The organism is Streptomyces sp. Alt3 (genome assembly GCF_030719215.1).
Lineage (GTDB): Bacteria > Actinomycetota > Actinomycetes > Streptomycetales > Streptomycetaceae > Streptomyces > Streptomyces glycanivorans.
In genome coordinates, this window is the sequence record NZ_CP120983.1 from 5,329,012 (window position 1) to 5,355,541 (window position 26,530).

Consider the following 26,530-nt stretch of genomic DNA (forward strand, 5'->3'; position numbering starts at 1 on the left):
TCGAGAAGAGAGAGCCGAGCGTGCCAGGCATCCAGGACACCCAGCTGTACTGCCTCGCCGACCGTACGTACTACGACACTCCGGCCCGGCTGCCCGACGAGGAGTCGCGGTACCGGCTCGACACCGATCCGCCTCCGGAGGGCTGGCGCCGTGAGGCCGTGGGGCTGTGGACCTCGCTGGTGCCCGAGGGGGTGAAACCGGCCGAGCAGGGCTGGAAGATCCATGTGTCCACCGTCCCCGGCGAGGCCGAGGCCACCCTGCGCGACACCGCCCGGATCTGCGTCCGCCACGGTGTGCCCTTCAAATTCCTGCGCAGCGAGAAGGCGTTGCTGCTGGTGGCGGGCAAGCACATGAACCGCAGCGGCGCCGGTAAGTTCATCGCGGCCTACCCGCCCGACGAGCCCGTGTTCCTCGCGCTGGCCGACGAGCTGTCCCGGACGCTGGCGGGACGCAGCGGCCCCTACGTCCTCAGCGACCTCCGGATCGGCGACGCACCGGTCTACACGCGCTACGGCGCCTTCGTCCCCCGCTGGTGCGACGACGCCGGGGGCCGCCGGGTCCTCGCCCTGCGGGACCCGTCCGGGAAGCTCGTCCCCGACGAGCGCGGTGTGGTGTTCCGGACGCCCTCCTGGGTCGAGGTCCCCGAGGCGCTGCGCCCGCACCTCGCTGCACGCGCCGCCGCCCGCGACGACACCTTCCCGTACAAGGTCACCGAGGCCCTGCAGTTCTCCAACGCCGGCGGGATCTACCTCGCCGAGGACACGGGGACGGGGCGGCGCGTGGTGCTGCGCGAGGCACGTCCGCACTGCGGACTCGACGCCGCGGGCGACGACGCCGTCACCCGCCTGCACCGCGAGCACCGGGCGCTGACGGCGCTGGCCGGACTCGACTGCGTACCCCGGGTGTACGGGGTGCGGACCGTGTGGGAGCACCACTTCCTGATCGAGGAGCACATCGAGGGGAACACCCTGCTGGAGGAGATCGTCGCCCGCTTCGCCCTCGTACGCGGGGCCGACTCGGCGGACGAACTCGCCCCCTACGTCGCCTGGACCGAGTCGGTGACCGGTGAACTCGCCCGGGCGCTGGAGGCGATCCACGCGCGCGGCCTGCGCTTCGGCGATCTGCACCCCTCCAACATCATCGTCCGGCCCGACGGGCGGATCGCCCTCGTCGACTTCGAGTACGCCACCGCGCTCGACGACAAGGACACCCCGCTGGCCGGCGCCCAGGGCCTCCAGGCACCGCAGGGCACCCCCGGGACGGAGGCCGACGCCTACGCGCTCTGGGCGACCTGGCTCAGCATGCTGATGCCGGTCATGGAGATGGCCGGACTGGAGCGGGCGAAGGCCCTCACCCTGGAGCGCTGGGCCCGACGGCGGTACTCGCTCCCGGCCGGAGCGGGCCCCCGCAGGCCGGGACTCCTCCACGGCCTGGACGCCTCGCGACGGCGCGAGGACGAGGTGGCCGCCCTGTTCGAGGGGCCGGAGGTGGACTGGGCCGGGCTCCGCACCCGGCTGCTGGCCGGGATCCACGCCGGAGCCACACCCGGGCGGGCGGACCGCCTCTTCCCGGGCGGGCCCGACCTCTTCGCCACCGGCGGCACCGACCTCGTGAACGGTGCGGCGGGCGTCCTGTACGCCCTGCACCGGACCGGTGCCCCCGTCCCCGCGGAGTGGACCGACTGGCTCGCGGCGGCTGCGCTGCGCAGGGACCCCGCAGGGGCAGGCGGACTCTACGACGGGCTGCCCGGCGCCGCGTTGGTGCTCTCCCTCCTGGGCCGCGCCGAGCAGGGACGCGAGGTGTGGGAGCGTGCGACGTCCCTCGCACCGGCGACGGCCTCGGCGGATCTGTTCACCGGGCGGGCCGGAACCGCGCTCGCGGCCCTTCGCATGGCCCGCGTGGACGGTGCGGCCCCCGACCCCCGGCTGGTCGACGACGCCCTGCGCACCGCCCGGGACCTGGACCGGCTGGTACGGGGCGAACAGGTGGACGGCATGCGGCTGCCGGAGTCGGCCGGACTGCTGCGCGGGCTGAGCGGAGCCGCCCTGCTCCTCCTCGAACTGCACACGCTGACCGGCGAGGAATGGCTGCGCCGGGCGGCCCGCACCGCCCTGGGACGCGAGGCCGCTCACCTCGTCACCATGGACGACGGCTCGCTCCAGGTGAAGGACGGCCGACGCCATCTGCTCTACCTCGGACAGGGCAGTTCAGGGGTCGCGCTGGTCTCCCAGGCGTACACCGCCCGGTACGAGGACGAGGAGCTGAGCGCTCTCATCCCGGGCGTGGCCCAGGGCTGCGCCATGGAGTTCGTCCGCGAGCCGGGGCTGTTCACCGGGCGCGCCGGCCTCGCGGCCGCCGCCGGCCAGCTCGACCCCGTGACCCGGACCGGCCAGGGAGTCCTGGCCTCCGTGCGCAACCTCGCCTGGCACCTCGTCGCCGACGAGGACCGGCTGCTCGTCCCGGGTGCGACGCTGCGGCGCTTCTCCGCCGACCTCGGCACGGGAGCGGCGGGTCTGCTGCTCGCCCTGCACTTCCTGTCCGGGGGCCGCGACGGGGGCGCCGGGGGACGCGACCCCGGAGACCAGCAGGCCGGGGAGAACCTCCCCGGCCTGCTGGACCTGCTCACCCTCGGCTGAGGAGACGGGAAGCACCGCCCCCGGGGGAGAGCGCCGGCCGGCGTGCGCCGGCCCCCTCGGGGCCCGCCTCCTCACGTACGTACAGACAGAGGAGCCGGGGCACCTCGTACAGCGCGGCATGTGCGGTGACCTCGCCCGAGGGGGAGGTCACCGCGCCGGTGTCGATGAGTGACTCGACCGCCCGGATCGTGCCCCGCTCGTCGCTGTCCAGCGCCGCCATCGCCCGCTCCAGCGTGAAGCCGCCGTCCCACGCGAGCCCCGCGACACGGGCCAGGGCCCCCCGGTCACGGGCCCCCAGGTCCCGCCAGCCCGCGGCGAGCCGTGAGCGTACGGACACGTCCCCGGCCACCAGCTCGTCCAGGGCCGCCGCCGGGTCGTCGAGCCGGTCCGCGTACTCCGCCAGCGGAAGGTGCCGCAGCACCGCCAGCCGCATCCCGCTCACCGCAACCGCCAACGGCAGTGCCCCGCACGCCCGCACGATGCGCACCGCGGAGGCCCGGTCCGTCCGCAGCCGGTCCCCGCCGATCAGCGTCCCCAGCAGCTCAAGTGCCTCGTCCTCCCCGAGGGCGGCGAGCGCCGTCCGGTGCACCGCTTCGAGACCGGCGAGCTGACCGCGGGCGGTGAGCAGCACCGAACTCCGCCCGGCCCGGGGCAGCAGTCCGCGAACCGACGCCTCGTCCGCCACGTCGTCCAGCACGATCAGCGCCCGGTGCCGCGCCAGCCAGTCCTGCCAGGCTTCCTCGGCCCGCGCGGCATCCGGCCGGCCGGGGCCGCCCACCCCGCACAACCGCCCCAGCTCGTCCAGCATGTCGTTCCGGGAGCGGGGCACGCCGTCCTCCCTGCGCGCCCGTACGTGGACCCGACCGTCGGGGAAGCTGTCGGCGAGCATGTGGGCCGCCCGGACGGCCAGTGCCGACTTCCCCACACCGGCCGGGCCGGAGACGACCAGCACGGCACCCTCCGGGCTCCCCGACACGTCGAGCAGCCGCGTCAGTTCGTCCTCGCGGCCCGTGAAGTGCCTGCTGTCCGCGGGCAGCGACACACCGCCCGCCGCGCTCCGGGGAGCGGAGGCCCGCGAGGACCGGCCCTCGCCGAGCATCGCCCGGTACAGGCCCGCCATCGCCGGACTGGGTTCCAGACCCAGCTCCCGGGCGAGCAGCTGCCGGTAGTCGTCGTACACCGCCAGTGCCTCCGCCTGACGCCCGGTCTGGTGCAGGGAGTTCATCCACGCGGCCCGCAGCCGCTCCCGGAAGGGGTGGCGTTCGACGAGGTCCCGCAGGCCGTCCACCGCGACGCCCGCCCGGCCCGTCTCGATCTCGGCCTCGGCCCAGTCCTCGTAGACCGTGAGGCAGCGGGCCTCCAGGCGTTCGGCCTCCTCCGCGACCCCGGCGGAGTCCCGGAGGTCGTGCAGCGGCGGACGCTCCCCCCACAGGTCCAGTGCCTCCCGCAGCAGCCGGGCGGCGGTGCGCAGGTCGCCCCGCTCACCCGCGGCCCGGCCCGCCCGGGCCAGCGTCCGGAAGCGCAGGGTGTCCAGCTCTCCCTCCTCCACCCGCAGCCGGTAGCCGCCGCAGTCGTGCACCACCCGGCCCCGGTCGTCGCCGTCCACGGCCCCGAACAGCGCGCGGGCGGCACTGACATAGACCTGGAGGTTCTTGCGCGCGGTGCGCGGCGGGCCCTCCGGCCACACCACGTCGGTGAGCACGTCCACCGGCACGGGGGTGTTGGGCCGTGACAGCAGGGTGGCCAGGACCAGCCTCTGCTTGCGTGGTCCGAGCGGCAGCGGCCTGCCGTCGATCACCGCCGAGAGCGGCCCGAGCAGCGAGAAGTACACCGTGGCGGGGGAGCCGGGGCGGACGGGGGGAAGGGGCATCAGCGGGCCTCCTGGCCGGGGGAGGGGCGACGAGCTGCCGTACCGTGCCGATGCTGCCGCGACGCGGAACGGGGCACATCGGTGACCGCCCCGCATCTTCCGGGCGACGCACCCGACCCCCGCCGTCCGATGCCCCCATGTTGAGGGCCTGTTCCCCCATCCCGAGGGCCTGGTGCGGGCGGGTAGGCCGGCCGGATGGGGGAACGCCTGCTCAGGGCACGTCGACCACGCACTCGGCGGCGAACTCGCACAGGGCCGTACGGTTCGCCCGGCCCGTCTTGCTCAGCAGGCTGGCCAGGTGTTTCTCCACCGTGCGGGGTGAGATGGAAAGCCGCCGGGCGATCTGCTGGTTGCCCGGCCGTTCCGCCAGCAGCACGAACACCTCGTACTCGCGCGGGGTCACCCCGTTGGTCCGCAGCGGCGGAGGGATCCGGTCCCGTCCGTCACGGTGCTGGGTCACGCTCACCCCCGCCTGCCGCAGCGCCGCCCGGCACGCCGCGGCCGCCGGCTGCACCCCGGCCGAGTGGAAGAACTCCTCGGCGGTGCGCAGCCACACGACCGGCTCGCCCCACCCGTCGGCGAGCGCCGCGTCCGCGACCAGCCGCAGACCGAGATGACGGGCCACAGGGAAGGCCACGGACCGGGCGTGGAAGGACGTCATCCGCCGCGCGGCACCCGCGGTGTCGCCCTCCCTGCCCAGCAGCACCGCCTCCGTCAGTTCGAGGAACTGCCGGTTCCAGGCCAGGGCGGCGCCGGGTGCCCCGGCCACCTCCTCGTACTCCCCGCGCGCCGCGTCGCCCGACAGCACCCGCAGCAGCGGGCGCAGTCCGTAACGGCCGCTCAGGTAGTAGTAGCTGGGGTGGTCGCGCTCCCAGGCAAGGGCGGCGTCCAGTGCCGCCGCGGCAGCGGGGCGGTCCTCCTCCAGCAACGCCCCGATCGCCCCGCAGAACCCCAGCCGCAGGGGCACGAGCGCGGACTGCTCCCCACCCGCCCTGCGGAACGCGACGAGGGCCCGGTCCGTCTCCCGCCGGCGGCCCCGGTGCGCCGCGGCCGCCGCCCCGGCCAGCAGCAGATAGCGGTGCGCGCCGTGGTTGCCGATCCTGGCGCTCGCCTCCACCGAACGCCCGGTGATCTCCTCCGCCTCGTCCCACCGGGCGCACATCACCGCGTTCATCGCGAGCAGCCCGTCGACCGTCTGCGCCAGCAGCAGGGAACCCAGCTCCGCCGCGGCCGCCCGTGCCGAGTGCAGGCGGGCCGCGTCACCGGTCCGCATGAAGCCGTTCACCCCCAGGCGCACCAGAGCCTCCACCCGCCAGAGCGGCAGGGAGTGCTCGGTGGACAGGGTGAGCATCCGCTCCAGACACGCGTCGGCGGCGTCGAAGCCCCGCTCCCGGTGGAGCAGCGCGAGCAACTGCCAGGCCTGGCAGGCCACGACCGGAAGTCCCTCCGCCTCGGCGGTCCCGGCGGCATCGAGCGCGGCCCGTTCCGCTGCCTCCGGCTCCCGCCGGTCCTCCCCGGGGAGCAGGGAGAGATGACCGTCCACGACGGCGAGCGAGGCGCGGCGGGCGGGGGACGGTGTGGGGCCGAACAGTGCTCGCGCGGCAGCGATCTGACGTGCCGTGTCCTCGGAGCGCTCCGCCATGACCGCCACCCAGGCGATCTTGATGTGGGCGTCCCCGCGCCGGGCGGCCGCCTCAGAGCGGGCGGGGAGCGGCGGCAGGCCGTCGGCCAGCGCCAGGGCCCCGTCGAGATCGCCGCCCTCGGCCCGGGCCACTGCCAGGGATTCGGTGACGGCCGCGAGATCGGCGTCCGCCGCCAGGGAGAGGGAACGTTCCAGCAGCACCACGGCCGAACCGTGCGAACCCGAAGCGAGCATCCGCCGGCCCGCCTCGGCGAACTGGAGCGCGGCCCGCGCGCGGTTGCCCGCCGCGAGCTCCAGCGTGGCCACGAGCTGCCGCCGGTCCTCGTCGAGCGGCTCCCCCGACCGCTCGACCGCCGCGGCGGCACGGCGGGCCAGTGCGGCGCGCTCGGCCGGCGCGAGCGAGGAGACCAGCGCCTCGGCGGTGAGGGCGTGGCGGAAGGTGTAGCGGTCGGGGGCCGCGCCGTCGGGGGCGATCACACCGGTCTCGACCGCGGACCGCAGGTGGGTGAACAGGGCCCGGTCCTCCAGCCCGGTGACGGTCTGGAGCACGGCCACGGAGAACTGGCCGCCCAGGGTCGCAGCCGTCAGCAGCAGGTCCCGCACCGGCTCGTCCATCCGGTCCAGCCGGTGGGCCCAGCTCCGCAGGATGCGCGACGGGAGGCTTCCGTCCGGTTGGTCCGCCGCCTCCCATCCGGTCTCCGTGCGCCGCAGCCTGCCGGTGTCGAGGAGGTCGTCGAGCAGCACCTCGACCAGATAGGGGTTGCCCGCCGCGCGTTCGACCAGACGGCTCTGCACCGCTTCGGGTATCAGCTCGGGCGGCGTCTCCAGACAGGCCCCGGTCAGGGTCCGTACGTGCGCGTCGCCGAGCCCGCGTAACTCCACCACCGTCGCGGTGTGACGCTGCTCGGCGGAGCGTACGAGGTCCAGGGCGGTCCCCTGCTCCGGGCGCAGGGTGCCCAGCAGCAGGACCGGCAGGTCCGCCAGGTTGTCGATGACGTACTCCACGACCGCGACGGTCTCCGTGTCGCAGTCGTGCAGGTCCTCCAGCAGCACCACGCAGCCGGTGTCCCGGCCGAGGACCGACAACAGCCGCAGCAGGGCCTCCGCCAGCTCGACCACGGTCTCCGTGTATCCGGCCGGCGCCCCGCTCCGCCACTCCGGGACCAGCCTGGCCAACGCCGGGTGGTACGGGGCGAGTTCCGGGTCCTTCGGGGTGCCCGCCGCACGGAAGTGGGACGACAGGGCCTCCACCAGGGGCCGGAACGGCACGACCAGGCCGGTGGAGCCCGCCCGCCCGCGCAGCACCGGCATGCCCAGCCCGTAGGCCCGGTAGGCACATTCGCCCACCAGCCGGGACTTGCCGATCCCCGCCTCGCCGACGAGGAACAGCGCGCGCCCCGAACGCCGTCGCGCGGCGTCCAGGGCGCTGCTCAGCAGACCGATCTCCTCGTCACGTCCGACGACGACCGGCGAATTCGCACGCATGGCCGCAGGCTACTGGAGCCGTACAGAGTGCGGCAGTAGGCACATTCCCGTCATGAAGTGCACGGTGGCGGGAATCGGTTACATCGGTACCGTGAACGTCGTCCATGGCAGGTCGGGGCCGTTGACGACGTCCCCGTCCGAGGCGCTGAGGAGTCTGCTTCTCAGCCCCAGGCCCCCGTTGTTCCCCAGTGATATCCGGCCCGCAGGGTGCTCGAAGGCGCCCTCGTGCGCCGCGGTGACGTCCACGTATCCGGCCGACTCGCTGATCTGCGTCATCTCTGCCTCTTCTTCTGGTCGTTGATCGAGAACGTCATGGGTACGTGGGTCCGGTCGGCCCCCGTGGAGTGGCGCATGAGCAGTGCCGGCCCGATGCGGTCGGGGAATCCCGCCCGCAGCAGCCCGTGTCCGATGCCCGACAGGCCGGTGAGCAGCCCGGGGTGAGGTACGTGTCCGGGCGTCCCGCAGTGCGACTGCGCCCGGTCGGCGGCGGCCAGCAGCGTGCCGGTCCGGCGCAGCCAGTGGGGGCGCAGCCGGGGCAGGGAGGCATGACCGAGCAGTTCCAGTACGCCCAGTTCCCCGTGGCACAGGCTGTCGTCCGTCTGGGGCGCGGCCCGGGCCACGTCACCGGCCTGCTCCGCGAGCCAGTCGCGCAGCACCGGATCGGCCAGGGCCTCGGGGCTGTCGGCGACCGCGAGCGCGATCCCGGACGTCCCCTCGCACCAGGCCCGGCCGCTCCCGGCACCCCGTACTGCACCCCGCAGGGCCTCCAGCCCGGCGTTCCGGTGGCGTGGGCCGCCCCCCGCCCCGGCGAACCGCAGCAGTGCCCAGCCGATGCCCGCCGCCCCGTCCGCGAAGCCCCCGGACGTGGGCGGGGCCGTCGCCACGAGACGTTCGGCGCACCGCTCGGCACCGCGCCAGGCCTCGGTCCGGCCGGTGGCGCGGTGCACGGCGAGCAGCGACACCAGCCCCCCGGCCGCACCGCCGCGCACCCCGAGCCCCTCCTCGGCCGAACTCGCCGCGCAGGCGAGCCGCGTGGCGGGCCCGGACCAGTCCAGGACCCGGCTGTCGTCCAGCAGCGTCCCGACCTCGGTCAGTGCGTACGCGATGCCCCCGAGGCCGGAGAAGGCGCCGGAACCGAGCATCCCGAGGTCGTCCCCGCGCAGGTGCAGCGCGTCCAGCAGGCCCGGCAGGGGTGCCAGCGCGGCCCGCGCCGCGTCCGCGTACCGGGCGGCGCCGGTCAGCGACGCCAGCTGCGCGAGGAACAGCGCGGGCCCCGTGTAGCCGCCCGCGAGGTCGGCCGCCAGCGGCGTGAGGCGCCAGTAGCGCTCGCCGAGCAGCTCCAGGCCGATCCAGTTGGTCCGGCTGCCGCTGTGGTACGCGAGCGAGACGAGCTGGTCACCCACCGAACGGGCGGCGGACAGCAGCCGCTCCGGTTCCGGCGCGGTGGCCTCGGTCCTGGGCCGCGCGGACCCGGCGGCGCCGTGCGGGGGCTCCGTGGAGGTGCTCACCATGGCCGTTCGGATGATCCGTTCCTGGTCCAGCCGGTCCACGGTGTCCAGGGCCCGGATCTTCGCCTCCACCCGCGCCAGCCCGGTGGGCCCGGCGGGCCCTCGCATCCTGCGCCCGGAGCCGCTCCACACCTCGGTGAAGTCCGGACGCGTGGTGAACACCGGGACGTCGCCCTGCCACAGTTCCGCGATCTCCTCGTCCTCCAGACCGGCCAGCGCGGGGGTGCCCAGGGCGCCGGTGCGCAGGAGCGCGAACACCTGCTGGCGCTCGGCGGCGTCGCGCATCAGATCCGGGTGGGTGGACTCGTGCAGCAGCGTGGCGTACGTCCAGGTCGGCCTGGGCACGAAGCGGGTCTCGTCGTCCGCGAAGAGCCGCAACAGGCCCTTCTGGCCCAGAAGTTCGGCGCGCGAGTCGCTGACAGCGGTGTACGCGGCGCGGAAACCGTCGCACAGGGCGTCGGTGAACCGGAACGGATCGGCCGGAGCCCCGTCCAGGGTGGGGCGGTTGGCCGACGCGCCGAACCGCCCGGTGGTGCGCACCAGATGCATGGTGTCGGTGCCCGCCGCCGCCCAGGAAGCCGTCTCCAGCGGGGAGGAGGCCGCCCGGCCGCCGCCGACGGCGGACATGTCCAGCGCGGTGGTGTCCCCGACCAGCAACTGCGGGAGCAGCCCGACACGGTGCACCGAGCTGTACAGGGCACGGGCGGCCGGATCGGCGGGCGGGACCTGTGTCAGAGGCGGGTGGAACAGCGTCTCCACATCGACCAGGACGGGATGCGCCCCGCACGCGATGAGGTTCTCGTGGTGCAGGTCCGTGCCGTCCAGGACGTGCAGCAGGGCCAGCAGCGCACCCAGGCGCCGGTAGAAGAGCGCGGTCCCGGCCGCCGATCCGCAGGGGGAGTCCTCGATGAACTCGGCCCAGCCGTACGCGCCCCGGTCCAGGACCCGGGGCGCCCGCAGACCGGGCGTCCCCTCCAGGGAGTTGAACCACTGCACCAGGGTGTCGAAGTGCCGGTGCGCGGCGAGCGGCCGCGGCTTGTAGACCAGCCTGGCGCCGTCGGAGAACCGCAGCAGCATCACCGACCGGCCACCGCGGTGGCTGTCCCCCGTACCCGCCTCGACCTCGGTCAGGGTGTGCGGCCCGTAGTCGGTGAGCCGTCCCGCGCCCAGGTCCCCCAGGACCGTGGAGGAAGCGAGGGGCACACCGTCCGCGGCGAGCCTGCCGAGCATCTCGGCGAACGCGTCCGCCGCGTTCATGGCCGCCTGCGCGAGGACCCTGGCGAGGACCGGATAGGCGGTGACCAGCGAGGCGAGGCCCGCCCGGCTCGCGGTCAGCCGCAGGAAGTCCCGGAAGCGCTCACGCGGTCCCGGTCCCGTCAGCCTGCCGCCGACCCGCGCGACGTGCAGCTCCGACACGAGGGTCCGGGCGGCCAGCACGGCCAGGCGACGTTCCACGTCGCGCCGGAAGCCGTCCAGCACACCGGCGGAGCAGGCGGCCGGTGCCGGCCGCGCGCCGCCGTCCCCGGACGGCGCGGACACCAGCCGGTCGGCCGCCCGGGCGGCGAACGGGGCGACGACCGGGACGAAGCCGGTCAGGTCCGGGTAGGCCCGGTCCTCGATCCACGCCGCGCGCGGCGCCCGGCCGACGGCCTCCCGGGCGAAGCAGGCCCACTCGGGCTCGGCCGCCGGACGCGGCCCGACCGTGCCGGGAACCCACCACGGTTCGCCGTGCTCCCGGAATCCGAAGAGGCCGGCGGTGTCCGGTACGGGGGCGTGGTCCTCGCTGCCCGCGCCGTCCGATGACGCCGTACCGCCGATCGCTTCCTTCTCCATCACCGCGTTCACCTCCCCGGTCCAGGGAGGCCCCAGCGGTTCTCCCGTGCCCATCCTGGAGGGCGCCCGGGTCCCGCACATGGGGGAGTGGCCCCCATCTTTCGGGGTACGGGGCCCGGCCGGTACGGGAGTGCCAGGTCAGCGGGAGGGTGCCGCCGTCGATCCCCGTTCCATGAGCTCGGCGGCGATGGTCGCGACGCCGCCGGGCGGCGGTGTCTCCTTGCCCATGGCCAGCCGGCCCGCCCGTGCCCCCGCCTCGAACAGCGGCAGCCGCACGGTCGTCAGCGCCGGTACGGCGTCCACCGAGAACGGCAGGTCGTCGAAGCCGGCCACCGAGACGTCCTCGGGGATGCGGAGCCCGAGGTCCCGGACCGCCGCGCAGGCGCCCAGGGCCACGGTGTCGTTGGCGGCGACGACGGCCGTCACCTCGCGCTCGCGGCGCAGGAGTTCGAGCGTGGCGTCGTAGCCGGAACTGCGGTCGTAGGGGCCGTGCACGGTGACGTTCTCCTCGTCGCCGTACAGCCCGGCCGCCTTCATGGCCTCGCGGTGGCCCTCCAGCCGGTGCCGGGTCGTGGTGCGCTCCAGGGGCCCGGCGACGTAGCCGATCCGGCGGTGCCCCAGGCCGATCAGATGCTCGGTGAGCCTCCGGGCACCGCCCCGGTTGTCGAAGGCCAGCGCTGCGGTCACCGCGTCGGTGTCCGGCAGCGGGGGGCGTCCGCAGAAGACGATCCTGGTGCCCGCGTCCGCGAGCCTGGCCAGCTTCACGGCCATCGCGGCCTGGTGAGCCGGGTCCTCCAGCGCCCCGCCGGTGAGGACGACGGCCGCGGCGCGCTGGCGCTGCAACAGGGTCAGGTAGGTGAGTTCGCGCTCGGGGGAGCCACCGGTGTTGCAGACGACGGCGAGCTTCTCGCCGCCGCCGCGGCCCGATCCGTCGCCCGGTCCGCCGATCTCGCTCTGCGCGGCCCCGGCCATGATGCCGAAGAACGGGTCGGCGATGTCGTTGACGAGGATCCCCACCAGGTCGGAGGTGGCGGCGGCGAGCGAGCTGGCCGGGCCGTTCAGCACGTAGTCCAGATCGTCCACCGCGCGCAGGACCCGCTCCCGGGTGGACGAGGCCACCGGGTAGTTGCCGTTCAGGACACGGGACACGGTGGCCGGGGACACCCGGGCGCGGGCCGCGACGTCCGCCAGGGTGACTGTCATGGCTCTCCTCCGAGGAGTTGTGAAGCGGACCCCCTTGTCCGGGCCGCTGTCGGCAGGCTAGCGTCATACCGCATAGAAAGCGCTTGCTACGGCTGTATGGAGGGAACTTTCGTGACACGCAGGACAGTGCGCATCGCCATGAACGGCGTCACGGGACGCATGGGATACCGGCAGCACCTGGTGCGCTCGATCCTCGCGATCCGCGAGCAGGGCGGCCTCGACCTCGGTGACGGCCAGGTGCTCTGGCCGGAACCCGTGCTCGTCGGCCGCCGCGCCCACGCGTTGGAGGCACTCGCCACACAGCACGGCCTGACCGAGTGGTCGACCGACCTGGACGCGGTGCTCGCCGACGAGTCGATCGACATCTACTTCGACGCCCAGGTCACCTCGGCCCGCGTCGAGGCGATCAGGAAGGCCATCGCCGCCGGCAAGCACATCTACACCGAGAAGCCCACCGCCACCGACGTCGAGGGCGCGCTCGAACTGGCTCGCCTCGCCCGCGACGCCGGCATCAAGCACGGCGTCGTCCAGGACAAGATCTTCCTCCCGGGCCTGCTCAAGCTGAAGCGCCTCATCGACGGCGGCTTCTTCGGCGAGATCCTCTCCGTGCGCGGCGAGTTCGGCTACTGGGTCTTCGAAGGCGACTGGCAGGACGCCCAGCGCCCCTCCTGGAACTACCGCGCGGAGGACGGCGGCGGCATCGTCGTCGACATGTTCCCGCACTGGGAGTACGTCCTGCACGAGCTGTTCGGCCAGGTCACCAGCGTCTCGGCACACGTGCAGACCCACATCCCGCAGCGCTGGGACGAGCAGGGCAAGCCCTACGCCGCCACCGCCGACGACGCCGCGTACGGAACCTTCCAGCTGGCGGGCGGCGCCGTCGCCCAGATCAACAGCTCCTGGGCCGTCCGCGTCAACCGAGACGAGCTCGTCGAGTTCCAGGTCGACGGCACCCACGGCTCCGCCGTCGCGGGCCTGCGCAACTGCCGTGTCCAGCACCGCTCGGCCACCCCCAAGCCGGTCTGGAACCCCGACCTCCCGGTCACCGAGCCGTTCCGCGACCAGTGGCAGGAAGTCCCCGACAACGCCGAGTTCGACAACGGCTTCAAGGCCCAGTGGGAGCTCTTCCTGCGCCACATCGTCCTCGACGAGCCCTACACCTGGGACCTCATGGCGGGCGCCCGGGGCGTCCAGCTCGCCGAGCTCGGCCTCAAGTCATCGGCCGAGGGCCGCCGCTTCGACGTACCGGAGCTGAGCCTGTGACCATCCACCTCCCGCAGGGACCGTACGAACCCCGGGCCACGCCGCTCGACCTGGCGCCGGACGGGGCGCCGCTCGCCTCCCGTACGGTCTTCTCCGCCGCCCACGTCGTCGCCGACCCGTACGCCGACATCAGCCCCGACGACCCCGTCGCCGTCGACTGGGACGCCACCCTCGCCTTCCGCCGCCATCTCTGGTCGCACGGTCTGGGGGTCGCCGAGGCCATGGACACCGCGCAGCGCGGCATGGGGCTGGACTGGGCCGGTGCGGCCGAGCTGATCCGCCGCTCCGCCGCCGAGGCGAGGTCCGTGGGGGGCCGGATCGCCTGCGGTGTGGGCACCGACCAGCTCACCGGCCCCGCCTCCCTGTCCGAGGTGCGCGCCGCGTACGAGGAGCAGCTCGCCCTGGTCGAGGAGAGCGGGGCGCAGGCCATCCTGATGGCCTCCCGCGCGCTGGCCGCCGCGGCGAACGGCCCCGAGGACTACCTGGAGACGTACGCCCACCTCCTGCGCCAGGCCACCGAACCGGTCGTCCTGCACTGGCTCGGCCCGATGTTCGACCCGGCGCTGGAGGGCTACTGGGGCAGTTCGGACCTCGACGCCGCCACGGACACCTTCCTGAAGGTCATCGCCGAACACCCGGACAAGGTCGACGGCATCAAGATCTCGCTCCTGGACGCCGAGCGGGAGATCGACGTACGGCGCCGTCTCCCGAGCGGGGTGCGCTGCTACACCGGCGACGACTTCAACTACCCCGAGCTGATCGCGGGTGACGACCGGGGCTTCAGTCACGCGCTGCTCGGCATCTTCGACCCTCTGGGCCCGCTCGCCGCGCACGCGGTGAGGGTCCTGGACACCGGGGACGTGCAGGGGTTCCGCGACCTGCTGGACCCCACGGTCGAACTGTCGCGGCACCTGTTCGAGGCCCCGACCCGTTTCTACAAGACGGGCGTGGTGTTCCTCGCCTGGCTGGCGGGCCACCAGGACCACTTCACGATGGTCGGCGGCCTGCAGTCGGCCCGTTCGCTGCCGCACCTGGCGAAGGCGTACGAACTGGCCGACCGGCTGGGCCTGTTCCCGGACCCCGAGCTTGCGGAGTCCCGGATGCGCGCCCTGCTGACCGTCCACGGAGGAAGCCGATGAGCACCGAACTCTCCCGCCTGTCCGTCAACCAGGAGACGGTCCGGCAGCTGTCCCTGCCCGAGCTCGTCGAGGGCTGCGCCAAGGCGGGTATCGGCCAGGTCGGCCTGTGGCGCGCCCCCGTCCAGGAGTACGGCGTCGAGCGCGCCGGACAGCTGATGAAGGACGCCGGTCTCACCGTCACCAGCCTCTGCCGCGGCGGCTTCCTCACCGCGACCGACCCCGCCGAGCGCGCCCGCGCGCTCGACGACAACCGCGCGGCGGTCGACGAGGCCGCGGGCGTGAACACCGACACCCTGGTCCTGGTCTCGGGCGGGCTCCCCGCGGGGGAGAAGGACCTGCACGCGGCACGTGAGCGGATCGCCGACGCCCTGGCCGAACTGGCGCCGTACGCCTACGAGCGGGGTGTCCGGCTCGCGATCGAGCCGCTGCACCCGATGTTCGCCTCGGACCGGTGCGTGGTCTCGACACTCTCCCAGGCACTGGACCTCGCGGAGCGGTTCCCTGCCGAGCAGGTCGGGGTGGTCGTCGACGCCTACCACATCTGGTGGGACGACCAGGTCGCCACGCAGATCGCCCGGGCGGGCGCCGGCGGACGGATCCACTCCTTCCAGCTCGCCGACTGGATCACCCCGCTCCCGGCGGGCGTTCTGGTGGGCCGGGGGCAACTGGGCGACGGCTGCGTGGACTTCCGTGCCATGCGGCGGCAGGTCGAGGCCACCGGATTCGACGGGCCGATCGAGGTCGAGATCTTCAACGAGGGGCTCTGGGCGCGTGACGGCGCCGAAGTGATCGGTGAAGTGGCCGCCCGGTACCTGGAACATGCCTGCTGAGAGCGGGTCCGCGACACAAAGGTAAAGAGATCGTCAAGGCGTGCAACCTTTGTGTACCTTCCCCGGTCGTACTCTGCGTCGGGACTTCTGGGGAGGGGTCCGGGGGGATCGGGAAGCCCGACGGAGGGGGAAAGCGAGGGGGGTCCGGCCTCATGGCCGGGCCCCATTCCGCTTTCGTGAGCCGTCCGTGGAGCGCCCGGAAGGTTTCTGTAGACGGATCAGGTCGCGGCCCCCCGCAGCCCGGTCCCGCGGGGGACGGCCCAGGTACCCCGCGCATGCCAACAGTGAGGTCCGTGGGAATGCCAAGAGTCAAAGTCAGCGTGATCGTCCCCGTGTACAACACCGGGAAGTACGTCGACGAGTGCGCGCCGTCGCTGCTCGGGCAGAGCCTTCCGGCCGACGAGTACGAGGTCATCTACGTCGACGACGGGTCCACGGACGACACCCTGGCACGGCTGGAGAAACTGGCGGCCGGGCACCGGCACGTCCAGGTGCACACCCAGCCCAACTCCGGCTGGCCGGGCGGGCCGCGCAACCGGGGCATGAGGCACGCCAAGGGCGAGTACGTGCAGTTCGTCGACCACGACGACATGCTCGGCCCCGAAGCCCTGGAGCGGCTGTACGACCACGCGACGCGCAACCGGGCCGATGTGGTGATCGGCAAGATGTCCAGCACGATGGTGCGGCCCCGGCGGCTGTTCCGGCACACTCTGGACAGCTGCACCATCGAGAACGAAGAACTCATGCAGAGCATGTCGCCGCACAAGATGTTCCGGCGGGCCTTCGTCGAGGAGCACGGGCTGCTTTTCCCCGAGGGCCCCTGGATCATGGAGGACCTGGCCTTCGTCACCGCCGCCTACCTGAAGGCGGAGCGAATATCGGTCCTCGCCGACTACCCCTGCTACTACTGGATGAAGCGGGACGACGGCGGCAACAACACCCGCCACCGCTTCAATCCGCGCCACGGTTTCTGGCCCAACCTCCGCACCGTCATCGGCCAGATCAAGGGCGGCACCGAACCCTCCGACGACGTCGACGGGTTGCAGAACCGGCTCCTGCACCGCCTCTACCACGTCGAGGTCCTGTCCAGGGCTCGCGAGCCCGAGATCCTGCGCGAGGACCCCGCCGAACAGCGACGGCGGTTCGAGACCGCCCGCGAGGTGGCGCTGGAGGAGTTCCCCGCCGCCGTGCGGCGCGGACTGCCCGCGGTGAGCGGCCTGAGGGCCGAACTGCTGGAGGGCGGCGACTTCGACGGGGCGTCCGCGTTCGCCGAACACATCCGCGCCGTGAACGTCCGCAGCGAGCTCGGCACACCGCACTGGCAGGACGGCCGCCTCGTCGCCGACCTCACGGTGGAACTCCTGCGCGGCGACAGCGAGCCGGTCGTGCTGACCGAGCGCGACGGGACGTGGTGGCTGGACCCGGAGCTGCTGACCGGCGTACCGGGGGCGGAAGACGGCTGGGAGGTCCGCGACCCGTTCCGGATGGCCTACGCGGAGATCGTCGTCAAGGACCGGGACCGGGAGGACTGGTGGTATCCGGAAGGCGATCTGGAGGTCAGGCTCCGGCCCCTGGGCGACGGCCGGTCCGGGCTCAGCGCCTCGGGGCGCCTCCACCTCGATCCGCAGCGGCTGGCCGGCGGGCAGCCGGTCGGGCGCGGGGTGTACGACGTGTGGGCGTTCGTCAACCTGCTGGGCGTCGACCGCATGGTCCGGGTGATCGGGCAGGGAGCCCCGGGCGCCCCGGCCGCGGGCCCGGCGCTCGTCGGCGGACGGCTCGCCCTGCCGTACCGGACGGCCGGCGTCGGCCAGCTCACCCTCGACGTGGACCAGCGCCTGCGCCGGCTCGGTCCCGACACCGCCGATGCCGCCGCCGCGAACTCCGCGCGCGGAGAGCGGACGCTCCCGCTGCCGTACGTGGCCGCCGGGCCCGGAACGCCGGCTTCCGTCAAGGTCACCGTGTCCGGCCTGAAGACCACCGCCGAAGTGGCCCCCGACGCCGACGGCCCGACGGCGCTGCTGCGTCTCCCGGCCCGCCTGAAGCTCCCGGACGGACGCCATCCTGTCACCCTGCCGAAGGCGGACGCCCCGGTCGCGTACGCCGTGATCCGTGGCGGCGCCCTGCTCCGGCTGGAGGGCCCGGCGTACGAGGCCGGTGCCGGGCGCCGGATCCTCGACGCGGTCGCCGACAACCGCCAGGTCCGGCGCGTACGACGACGGCTGCCCGGCCGGCCTGGCTGAGGCGGCACAGCCTTTGCCGGGCTTCGCCCCGGGGGTCGCGGCGCCGGACGCCCCCGCTCACCTGGTGGAGGCGGGGACCACGGCGGTCACGGCCCGAAGGGCCCGGGCCCCTCGGGCTTCCTGAAGAGCGCGGCCCAGAGGAAGTCCTCGCCGAAACAGGGGGATTCGGCCGGCTCGTCCCGCATCCGGCGCAGCTCGACCTCCTCCATCCCCTCGAAGATCCAGCGGAGCGATTCGGGCGTGAACGCGAGTCCGCCCTGCAGCCCACCCGTGCCGTAGAGCTCCGAGTCGGGCAGTTCGGAACCCATCGCGCCGGAGGCGAAGCAGGTGAGGACGAGGTGCCCGCCCGGCACGAGGGAACGTTCCACGAGCCGGAGGTAGCTGACACGCCGGTGCGGCGGCAGGTGGTGGAGGCAGCCCGAGTCGTGGATCAGGTCGTACGGCCCGGTCGTCGCTCCCTCGGCGAAGGCGTCACCGCAGCGGAAACGGATGTCCGCCCCCGCCTCGGCGGCCCGCTCCTCGGCCCACGCGACGGCCCCCGGCGACAGATCGACGGCGTCCACCTCGAAGCCCCGCGAGGCGAGGAACAGTGCGTTGCGCCCCGGCCCGCAGCCGAGATCGAGTGCGCGGCCGGGGGCGATCAGACCCCGGTCGAGCGCGGAGACGAGGTTCTCGTCCGGCTTGTCCACGAAGAACGGCACGGGCCTCGACCGGTCCTCGTAGAACCCGTCCCACCACGCCCCCGCCTCGCTGGTCCACCGGTCGGCCTCCGGGGCGAACAGGCTGTCCATGAGCGCCAGTACATCGTCCACCGAGCGTATGTTCCGGTCCATCCGGAGCCCCCTTCCAGAAGCACCGACTCTAGGCTTCAGCAGGGTGTTTCCGCAGGCCGGAGCACGGGGGCCGACGCCCGCCGTGCCGCATGGCGGCCTTCCCGCAACCATGGGTTCCACTACCCCCGCAGGTGCGGGTGAACGCCGTTCCACGCCCGGCCCGAAGGCCGTCCGGAGGGCACCCCCGGCTTCGCCGAGGCACCTTTCGCAGGACGTACCGCGCCCGCGAGTTCTGTGGGCCCGCGGGCGCGGTGTGTTCAGGGCGAGCCGGTCGCTCGCGGACGGACGGGTGTAAGCAGCGACGGGTGTAGCGGTACGGCCCGCCGTAGGCGACTCCGGGGCCGTACCGGGTTCCGCCGGCACCGAGCGCCATGCACTTCTTCTTGCCGTTGGCCTTGGCCGCGGCCTTCTGGAAGAACCCGGACCAGCCGGCCTTCAGGAGTGCGACACCGGCACCGACCGGGCCGCCGAAGGGGTCTACCGTGGCCCACAGCGGGCCGTAGCGGTAGTGGCCGCCGGCGGCCCTGGGGCGCAATATGACGTGCCGTCAAAATAGGCGTGGTCAGCGCGGAATGATGCTGTCGTCCGCACGTCGAGGCCGCGGGATCCCTGTGTTGCTATCTTCGGACCGGACCGCTGCGAGGACGGCGGCCGTAGTGGTCGAGGGGAGAGCGCGTGCCCACGTTCTACATTCTGCTCAGCGTCGTGATCGCCCTGCTGCTCGGATCCGCCGGGGTGATGACGGCGGTCACGGGACGGGTGGCGATCCCGTGGCTGCGCGGCTCCGTGCGAGAGCCGATGGTGTGGGGTGCGGGCGCTCTGGTGCTCGCGTTGGCCGCAGCGGCCGTGCGCTTCGCCGGCTTCGGCGTGAGCATGGCGCTCACCGTCACAGGCCTGCTGCTGGTCTGCCTCTCCTACGTCCTGAGGGGGGCGCCCTCCGGCAGGTGACCCCCGCTTCGCCGGCGGTCCCGGTCCGCGCTTCACGGCCGTCGGCGAGTGCGTCCGTGGCACCCGATGCGCACCAGGCGTTGATCGCCATCGCTGCGACGTGACCGGTGGCCGCTGGGGTCGCCATGTGACGGTTCCGGTTCTGTCGGCACCGGCCGGTAGCGTCGGCACATGTCCACCACGCCGAACACGGCCGTCCTCGAAGGCGTCCTGGAGCGCATCACCTACGCCAACGAGGAGAACGGGTACACCGTCGCCCGCGTCGACACCGGCCGTGGTGCGGGCGATCTGCTCACCGTCGTCGGTTCGCTGCTCGGGGCGCAGCCCGGCGAGTCGCTGCGCATGGAGGGCCGTTGGGGGTCCCATCCGCAGTTCGGCAAGCAGTTCACCGTCGAGAACTACACGACGATCCTTCCCGCCACGATCCAGGGCATCCGCCGCTACCTCGGCTCCGGCCTGATCAAGGGCATCGGGCCGGTCATGGCCGACCGCATCACCACCCACTTCGGCGTCGACACCCTCGACATCATCGAGCAGCAGCCGAAGAGGCTCGTGGAGGTGCCCGGCCTCGGTCCGAAGCGGACGAAGATGATCGCCGCGGCCTGGGAGGAACAGAAGGCGATCAAGGAGGTCATGGTCTTCCTCCAGACCGTGGGCGTCTCCACCTCGATCGCCGTCCGCATCTACAAGAAGTACGAGGACGCCTCGATCTCCGTCGTGAAGAACCAGCCCTACCGGCTGGCCGCCGACGTCTGGGGCATCGGATTCCTCACCGCCGACCGCATCGCCCAGGCCGTGGGCATCCCGCACGACAGCCCCGAGCGGGTCAAGGCCGGGCTCCAGTACGCCCTTTCCCAGTCCACCGACCAGGGGCACTGCTTCCTGCCCGAGGAGCGGCTGATCGCCGACGGGGTGAAGCTGCTCCAGGTCGACACAGGGCTGGTCATCGACTGCCTGGCCGAGCTCGCCGAGGATCCCGAAGGCGTCGTACGGGAGAAGGTGCCGGGCCCCGAGGACGGACAGCCCGTCACCGCCGTGTACCTGGTGCCCTTCCACCGCGCCGAGATCTCCCTGGCCGCCCAGGTCCAGCGCCTGCTGCGTACCCCGGAGGACCGGATGCCCGGCTTCCAGGACGTCGACTGGGAGAAGGCGCTGGCCTGGCTCGCGCGGCGTACCGGGGCGACGCTGGCCCCCGAGCAGGAGGCGGCCGTCCGGCTCGCGCTCAGCAGGAAGGTCGCCGTCCTCACCGGCGGACCCGGCTGCGGGAAGTCGTTCACCGTCCGCTCCGTGGTCGAGCTGGCCCGTGCCCGGAACGCCAAGGTCGTGCTGGCCGCTCCCACCGGGCGGGCGGCGAAGCGCCTCTCGGAGCTGACCGGCGCCGAGGCGTCCACCGTGCACCGGCTGCTGGAGCTGAAGCCCGGCGGGGACGCGGCGTACGACCGCGAACGGCCGCTGGACGCCGACCTGGTCGTCGTCGACGAGGCGTCGATGCTCGATCTGCTGCTCGCCAACAAGCTCGTCAAGGCCGTGGCACCCGGTGCCCATCTCCTTCTGGTCGGCGATGTGGACCAGTTGCCCTCGGTCGGCGCGGGGGAGGTGCTGCGCGATCTGCTGGCCGAGGGCGGCCCCGTCCCCGCGGTCCGGCTGACCACCATCTTCCGGCAGGCCCAGAAGTCCGGCGTCGTCACCAACGCCCACCGCATCAACTCCGGGGTGCCGCCGCTGACCCAGGGGCTGGACGACTTCTTCCTGTTCGTCGAGGACGAGACGGAGGACGCCGGGGTGCTGGCCGTCGATGTCGCCGCCCGCCGCATCCCCGCCAAGTTCGGCCTGAATCCACGCCGTGACGTGCAGGTCCTCGCCCCGATGCACCGCGGCCCGGCAGGCGCCGGCCATCTCAACGGGCTGCTCCAGCAGGCCATCACCCCCGGCCGCCCGGGTCTGCCCGAGAAACGGTTCGGAGGCCGGGTCTTCCGGGTAGGCGACAAGGTGACACAGATCAGAAACAACTATGACAAAGGGGAGAACGGGGTCTTCAACGGCACGGTCGGTGTCGTGACAGCACTCGACGTGGACGAGCAGAGGCTGACCGTCCTCACGGACGAGGAGGAGGAGATCGCGTACGACTTCGACGAGCTGGACGAACTGGCCCACGCCTACGCGATGACCATCCACCGCTCGCAGGGCAGCGAGTACCCGGCGGTCGTCATCCCGGTCACCACCAGCGCCTGGATGATGCTCCAGCGGAACCTGCTGTACACCGCCGTGACCAGGGCCAAGAGGCTGGTCGTGCTGGTCGGCTCGCGCAAGGCCATCGGCCAGGCGGTCCGCACCGTTTCCGCAGGCAGGCGCTGTACGGCACTGGATTTCCGGCTCAGCGGCGGTACGGCGGAAGACTTCCCGAAAAAATGATCGATCAAAACGGTGGGAAACATCACTGAGCTCTTCCGGAACCGCGGTCAAGGGGGCAGGATGAGAAAGTTGACGGCACTCAGTGCCGTGGGTAGGTCCAATGGACGACCCCGAGTGCACTCTCCTGAGCCAAATGGGGGAGGGTGGAGACAGTCAGGGCACCTCGAAGAAGAGGCACTACGTCGGTGAGGGATGACGTGAGCGAGCACACCAAGAACGCTGTAGTACTGCGGTACGGCGATGACGAGTACACCTACCCGGTGATCGACAGCACCGTCGGCGACCAGGGCTTCGACATCGGGAAGCTCCGGGCCAACACTGGCCTGGTCACGCTGGACAGCGGATACGGCAACACGGCCGCGTATAAATCCGCCATCACCTACCTCGACGGCGAGCAGGGCATCCTGCGTTACCGCGGCTACCCGATCGAGCAGCTCGCCGAGAGCTCGACGTTCCTCGAGGTCGCCTACACGCTGATCAACGGCGACCTTCCCAAGGTCGACGAGCTGTCGGCCTTCAAGAACGAGATCACCCAGCACACGCTGCTGCACGAGGACGTCAAGCGTTTCTTCGACGGCTTCCCGCGCGACGCCCACCCGATGGCGATGCTGTCCTCGGTCGTCAGCGCGCTGTCCACGTTCTACCAGGACAGCCACAACCCGTTCGACGAGGAACAGCGTCACCTCTCGACGATCCGGCTGCTGGCCAAGCTCCCGACGATCGCGGCGTACGCGTACAAGAAGTCGATCGGTCACCCGTTCGTCTACCCGCGCAACGACCTCGGTTACGTCGAGAACTTCCTGCGCATGACCTTCTCCGTCCCGGCCCAGGAGTACGTGCCGGACCCGGTCGTCGTCTCCGCGCTGGAGAAGCTGCTCATCCTGCACGCGGACCACGAGCAGAACTGCTCGACTTCCACCGTGCGTCTGGTCGGCTCCTCGCAGGCCAACATGTTCGCGTCGATCTCCGCCGGCATCTCCGCCCTGTGGGGACCGCTGCACGGTGGCGCCAACCAGTCGGTCCTGGAGATGCTCGAGGGCATCCAGGCCAACGGCGGCGACGTCGACTCCTTCATCCAGAAGGTGAAGAACAAGGAGGACGGCGTCCGCCTGATGGGCTTCGGCCACCGGGTGTACAAGTCGTTCGACCCGCGCGCCAAGATCATCAAGGCTGCCGCGCACGACGTGCTGTCCTCGCTCGGCAAGTCCGACGAGCTGCTCGACATCGCGCTCAAGCTGGAGGAGCACGCGCTCTCCGACGAGTACTTCGTCTCGCGCAACCTCTACCCCAACGTGGACTTCTACACGGGCCTGATCTACCGCGCCATGGGCTTCCCGACCGAGATGTTCACCGTGCTGTTCGCGCTCGGCCGCCTCCCCGGCTGGATCGCCCAGTGGCACGAGATGATCAAGGAGCCGGGATCCCGCATCGGCCGCCCGCGCCAGATCTACACCGGCGAGGTCCTGCGCGACTTCGTCCCGGTCGAGGGCCGCTGAAGCCTTTAGGGCAGCTGCTCCAACCCGGCCGCTCACGGCCGGCATCCTTCGCCCCGCGTACCGCGCTCGCACACTTCGGAGCGCGGTGTCCGGGGCGATTCGGCGTTCAGGGGTTTGTCCGGTGCCGTTGTGGTGGCCATTCGGCCGGCCTGTGGCACAAGCGAGAAACGCCCCGCCGCCGATCCCCCCACGGGTCGACGGACAGGGCGCTTCCCATATCCCGGAGCGGATTCCCCCCACGGGATCCGGCCGGGCGTCTGCAGGGAGCCTGAACTCCCGTTGTTGTGCGGTGGTGCCTATTCAGTTCGGTCCTGCTGTGCGGGCCGCCGGGGTACGTACGGACAGGAGGGCCGCTCAAAGCTCCCCGGTGCACGTGCCCCGGCCAACACTTGCCAGGAGCGTCCCCCAAGACACTCCATCGGACGTCCCCCAAGACATCCTTGGCATCGCACTCTTAGACTCACCAACCCATCAGATGGTTACCCTCGAATCGGTGTGATCTAAGTCTCTTTGTGGAAATCATGTGAAGGAGCGCAACCTCAGGCTGTTCGTCACGACGAAGACCGACGAGAACGCCATTGCCGCACCCGCGATCATGGGGCTGAGCAGCCCGAACGCAGCGAGAGGCAGTGCGGCCACGTTGTAGCCGAAAGCCCAGAAGAGGTTGCTTCTGATGGTGGACAGAGTACGCCTCGACAGCCGGATGGCGGCAGGGGCCACCTTGAGATCTCCACGCACCAGCGTGAGGTCGCCCGCCTCGATCGCCGCGTCCGTGCCGGTGCCCATCGACAGGCCGAGATCGGCCACGGCGAGTGCGGCAGCGTCGTTGACGCCGTCGCCGACCATCGCGACGGACCGGCCCTCGCCCTGGAGACGCCGCACGACCTGCGCCTTCTCCTCCGGGAGCACCTCCGCGTGAACCGTGTCGATGCCGACCGCGCGGGCCACGGCGTCTGCCGAGGCCCGGTTGTCGCCGGTCAGCAGGATCGGGTCCAGGCCCAGTGCCCGGAGCTCCGCGACGGCCTCCGCGCTGGTCTCCTTCACGGTGTCGGCCACCTCCAGGATCCCCCTCGCCTCGCCGTCCCAGGCCACGGCGACCGTCGTGCTCCCCCGGCCCGCCGCCTGCGCCATGGCGCCCGTCAGTGACGGCGGGAGGGTGATCCCGGCTTCGGCGAGGAGCTTCGCCCGGCCGGCCAGCACGACGTGCCCCTCGACAGTGCCGCGCACCCCGAGACCGGGGACGTCGGTGAAGTCCGCCGGTGCGCGGAACGCCGCGCCCGTGCGGTCGGCTGCACCCGCGGCCACCGCGCGGGCCACCGGATGCCCGGAGGCGTGCTCAAGGGAGCCCGCGAGGCGGAGCAGGTCGGCCTCGGCGGTCCCGTGAGCGGTGTGGACGCGCCCGAGAGTCATGCGGCCGGTGGTGACCGTCCCGGTCTTGTCCAGGACGACCGTGTCGATCCTCCGTGCGGTCTCCAGGACCTCGGGGCCCTTGATGAGGATGCCGAGCTGCGCGCCCCGTCCCGTGCCGGCCATGAGGGCCGTGGGCGTGGCGAGCCCCAGGGCGCAGGGGCAGGCGATGATCAGCACGGCCACGGCGGCGGTGAACGAGGCGGTGATGTCGTCGGTGGCGAGCAGCTGGGCGACCAGCGTCACCAAAGCGATCAGCAGCACCACGGGGACGAAGACCGCGGAGATCCGGTCCGCCAGGCGCTGGGCGGCGGCCTTGCCGCTCTGCGCGTCCTCGACGAGCCTGGCCATCCGGGCCAGCTGGGTGTCCGCGCCGACCCGGGTGGCCTCGACTACCAGCCGTCCGGACACGTTCAGGGTGGCGCCGGTGACGGAGTCGCCCGGAGCGACGTCCACCGGAAGGGACTCCCCGGTGAGCATGGAGGCGTCGACGGCCGAGGAGCCCTCGACGACGGTGCCGTCCGTGGCGATCTTCTCGCCGGGCCGTACGACGAACCGGTCGCCGGCCAGGAGCCGGTCGACGGCGACGCGTATTTCGGTGACCCCCTGCTCCGGCCCCGTGTCCGGAACCAGGACCGTGACATCCTTCGCCCCGAGACGGAGCAGGGCGCGCAGGGCGGAACCTGCCTTCCGCTTGGACCGTGCCTCCAGGTAGCGGCCCAGCAGGATGAAGCCGACGACTCCGGCCGCGACCTCCAGGTAGATGGTGGAGGAGGGGTCGGACCCGGAAACGGTGATCTCGAACCCGTGGCGCATCTCCGGCATGCCCGCCGTGCCGAGGAACAGGGCCCAGAGCGACCAGCCGAAGGCGGCGAGCGTGCCGATCGACACCAGGGTGTCCATGGTCGCGGCACCGTGCCGCAGGTTCGTCCAGGCGGCGCGGTGGAAGGGCAGCCCGCCCCAGACGACGACGGGGGCCGCGAGGGTGAGGGAGAGCCACTGCCAGTTGTCGAACTGGAGGGTGGGGACCATGGCCATCAGGACCACCGGCACGGCCAGCACCGCCGAGACCTGGAGGCGGTGCCGGAGCGCGGCGAGGGCTTCGTCGGCCCGGCGCTCGGCGGCCTCGACGGGGTCGTCACCCCTGGGCCCGCCGCCCTCGCGGAAAGGTGGGGGCTCGTGCCCGGCGGGGTCGCGGATGGTGCCGGGTTCGTGCTGGGCGGGGTCGCGGGGGGAACTGGTGACGAGCCCGGCGGCGGCATGAGTGGTGCCGGTCACGAGCCCGGCCGCGGCGGCTTCGCCTGCCGGTGGGGTGCGCGGTGGCGTTTGCGCCTCGGACGTCGGTTGCTGTCGCGCGGGGGCGGGGCGGACGACGGGCTGTGCGGTGTACCCGGTCTTCTCGACCGTGGCGACGAGGTCGTCGAGCGTGGTGCCCGCGCCGTAGGAGACGCGGGCCTTCTCGGTCGCGTAGTTGACGGTGGCGGTCACCCCGTCCATCCGGTTGAGCTTCTTCTCGACGCGGGCCGCGCACGAGGCGCAGGTCATCCCGCCGATCGTCAGTTCGGCGTCGGAGGTTTCGGCCACCGGGGTCTCGGCTGCCGTGGTGCTGGCCATGTGTGCGGACTCCTGGGTCGAACAGTCGGGCCGTTTCCCCACCAGTATCTGCTTCCTGGTGGCGGAACCGGCCCGAGGGCAGGCGCTGGGCGGTGCGAGCCGAGCGTGGCTCCCGCAGCGGCGGCGCGTGGTGACGCCCCGTGCCGGAGTGCGGGCTCCCGCATTGCCGCG

At 72.5% G+C, this 26,530-nt stretch carries 15 protein-coding genes; 8 read left to right on the plus strand and 7 right to left on the minus strand.

All coding sequences use genetic code 11. The features are described from left to right. The first annotated feature begins 20 nt into the window (after positions 1-20). Positions 21-2,636, plus strand: coding sequence for a class III lanthionine synthetase LanKC (gene lanKC / locus P8A20_RS23515; RefSeq protein WP_306104199.1), 2,616 nt, complete (start codon positions 21-23; stop codon positions 2,634-2,636). Here lanKC and P8A20_RS23520 read toward each other — a convergent pair. The 5 genes from P8A20_RS23520 to P8A20_RS23540 all read right to left on the minus strand — a co-directional run bounded on the left by P8A20_RS23520 (position 2,623) and on the right by P8A20_RS23540 (position 12,177). Next, complete coding sequence (locus P8A20_RS23520) at positions 2,623-4,506, minus strand: AfsR/SARP family transcriptional regulator (protein WP_147963507.1); 1,884 nt, start codon at positions 4,504-4,506, stop codon at positions 2,623-2,625. The genes lanKC and P8A20_RS23520 overlap by 14 nt on opposite strands. 211 nt (positions 4,507-4,717) lie before the next feature. Continuing rightward, positions 4,718-7,633 (minus strand): helix-turn-helix transcriptional regulator, encoded by a 2,916-nt coding sequence (locus P8A20_RS23525; RefSeq protein ID WP_147963506.1) that lies wholly within the window; start codon positions 7,631-7,633, stop codon positions 4,718-4,720. A gap of 78 nt (positions 7,634-7,711) precedes the next feature. After that, positions 7,712-7,909 (minus strand): hypothetical protein, encoded by a 198-nt coding sequence (locus P8A20_RS23530; protein WP_145801427.1) that lies wholly within the window; start codon positions 7,907-7,909, stop codon positions 7,712-7,714. Continuing rightward, a complete protein-coding gene (locus tag P8A20_RS23535; RefSeq protein ID WP_306104200.1) occupies positions 7,906-10,974 on the minus strand; it encodes a type 2 lanthipeptide synthetase LanM family protein in 3,069 nt (1,022 codons plus the stop codon). The genes P8A20_RS23530 and P8A20_RS23535 overlap by 4 nt, the downstream gene beginning before the upstream one ends. A gap of 138 nt (positions 10,975-11,112) precedes the next feature. After that, positions 11,113-12,177: a LacI family DNA-binding transcriptional regulator gene (locus P8A20_RS23540; protein ID WP_147963504.1), complete on the minus strand. Its 1,065-nt coding sequence runs from the start codon at positions 12,175-12,177 to the stop codon at positions 11,113-11,115. Positions 12,178-12,288: 111 nt separating this feature from the next. Between P8A20_RS23540 and P8A20_RS23545 the strand changes: the two genes are divergently transcribed. From P8A20_RS23545 to P8A20_RS23560, 4 genes are all read left to right on the plus strand, one after another. Then, positions 12,289-13,440 carry a Gfo/Idh/MocA family protein gene (locus P8A20_RS23545; protein WP_306104201.1) on the plus strand — a complete coding sequence of 384 codons (1,152 nt, stop codon included), beginning with the start codon at positions 12,289-12,291 and terminating at the stop codon, positions 13,438-13,440. Continuing rightward, on the plus strand, positions 13,437-14,579 hold the full coding sequence (locus P8A20_RS23550; protein WP_147963502.1) for a dihydrodipicolinate synthase family protein: 1,143 nt from the start codon (positions 13,437-13,439) through the stop codon (positions 14,577-14,579). Before P8A20_RS23545 ends, P8A20_RS23550 begins: the two co-directional genes overlap by 4 nt. Then, positions 14,576-15,409, plus strand: coding sequence for a sugar phosphate isomerase/epimerase family protein (locus tag P8A20_RS23555; RefSeq protein WP_147963501.1), 834 nt, complete (start codon positions 14,576-14,578; stop codon positions 15,407-15,409). The genes P8A20_RS23550 and P8A20_RS23555 overlap by 4 nt, the downstream gene beginning before the upstream one ends. A gap of 299 nt (positions 15,410-15,708) precedes the next feature. After that, positions 15,709-17,649, plus strand: a complete 1,941-nt coding sequence (locus P8A20_RS23560) for a glycosyltransferase family 2 protein (RefSeq protein ID WP_306104202.1) — start codon at positions 15,709-15,711, stop codon at positions 17,647-17,649. Between the two features lie 86 nt (positions 17,650-17,735). Here P8A20_RS23560 and P8A20_RS23565 read toward each other — a convergent pair whose 3' ends face one another. Beyond that, the gene (locus tag P8A20_RS23565; protein WP_306104203.1) at positions 17,736-18,482 is read right to left on the minus strand and encodes a class I SAM-dependent methyltransferase; all 747 of its coding nucleotides are present in this window, start codon (positions 18,480-18,482) and stop codon (positions 17,736-17,738) included. Positions 18,483-19,157: 675 nt separating this feature from the next. Here P8A20_RS23565 and P8A20_RS23570 point away from each other — a divergent pair. From P8A20_RS23570 to P8A20_RS23580, 3 genes are all read left to right on the plus strand, one after another. Next, positions 19,158-19,430 (plus strand): hypothetical protein, encoded by a 273-nt coding sequence (locus tag P8A20_RS23570; RefSeq protein WP_147963498.1) that lies wholly within the window; start codon positions 19,158-19,160, stop codon positions 19,428-19,430. Positions 19,431-19,601: 171 nt separating this feature from the next. Further along, positions 19,602-21,842, plus strand: coding sequence for an SF1B family DNA helicase RecD2 (gene recD2 / locus P8A20_RS23575; RefSeq protein WP_147963497.1), 2,241 nt, complete (start codon positions 19,602-19,604; stop codon positions 21,840-21,842). Positions 21,843-22,039: 197 nt separating this feature from the next. Next, positions 22,040-23,338 (plus strand): citrate synthase, encoded by a 1,299-nt coding sequence (locus P8A20_RS23580; RefSeq protein WP_109879725.1) that lies wholly within the window; start codon positions 22,040-22,042, stop codon positions 23,336-23,338. A gap of 519 nt (positions 23,339-23,857) precedes the next feature. Here the strand turns inward: P8A20_RS23580 and P8A20_RS23585 are convergent. Next, a complete protein-coding gene (locus tag P8A20_RS23585; protein WP_306104204.1) occupies positions 23,858-26,359 on the minus strand; it encodes a heavy metal translocating P-type ATPase in 2,502 nt (833 codons plus the stop codon). Between the last annotated feature and the right edge of the window lie 171 nt (positions 26,360-26,530).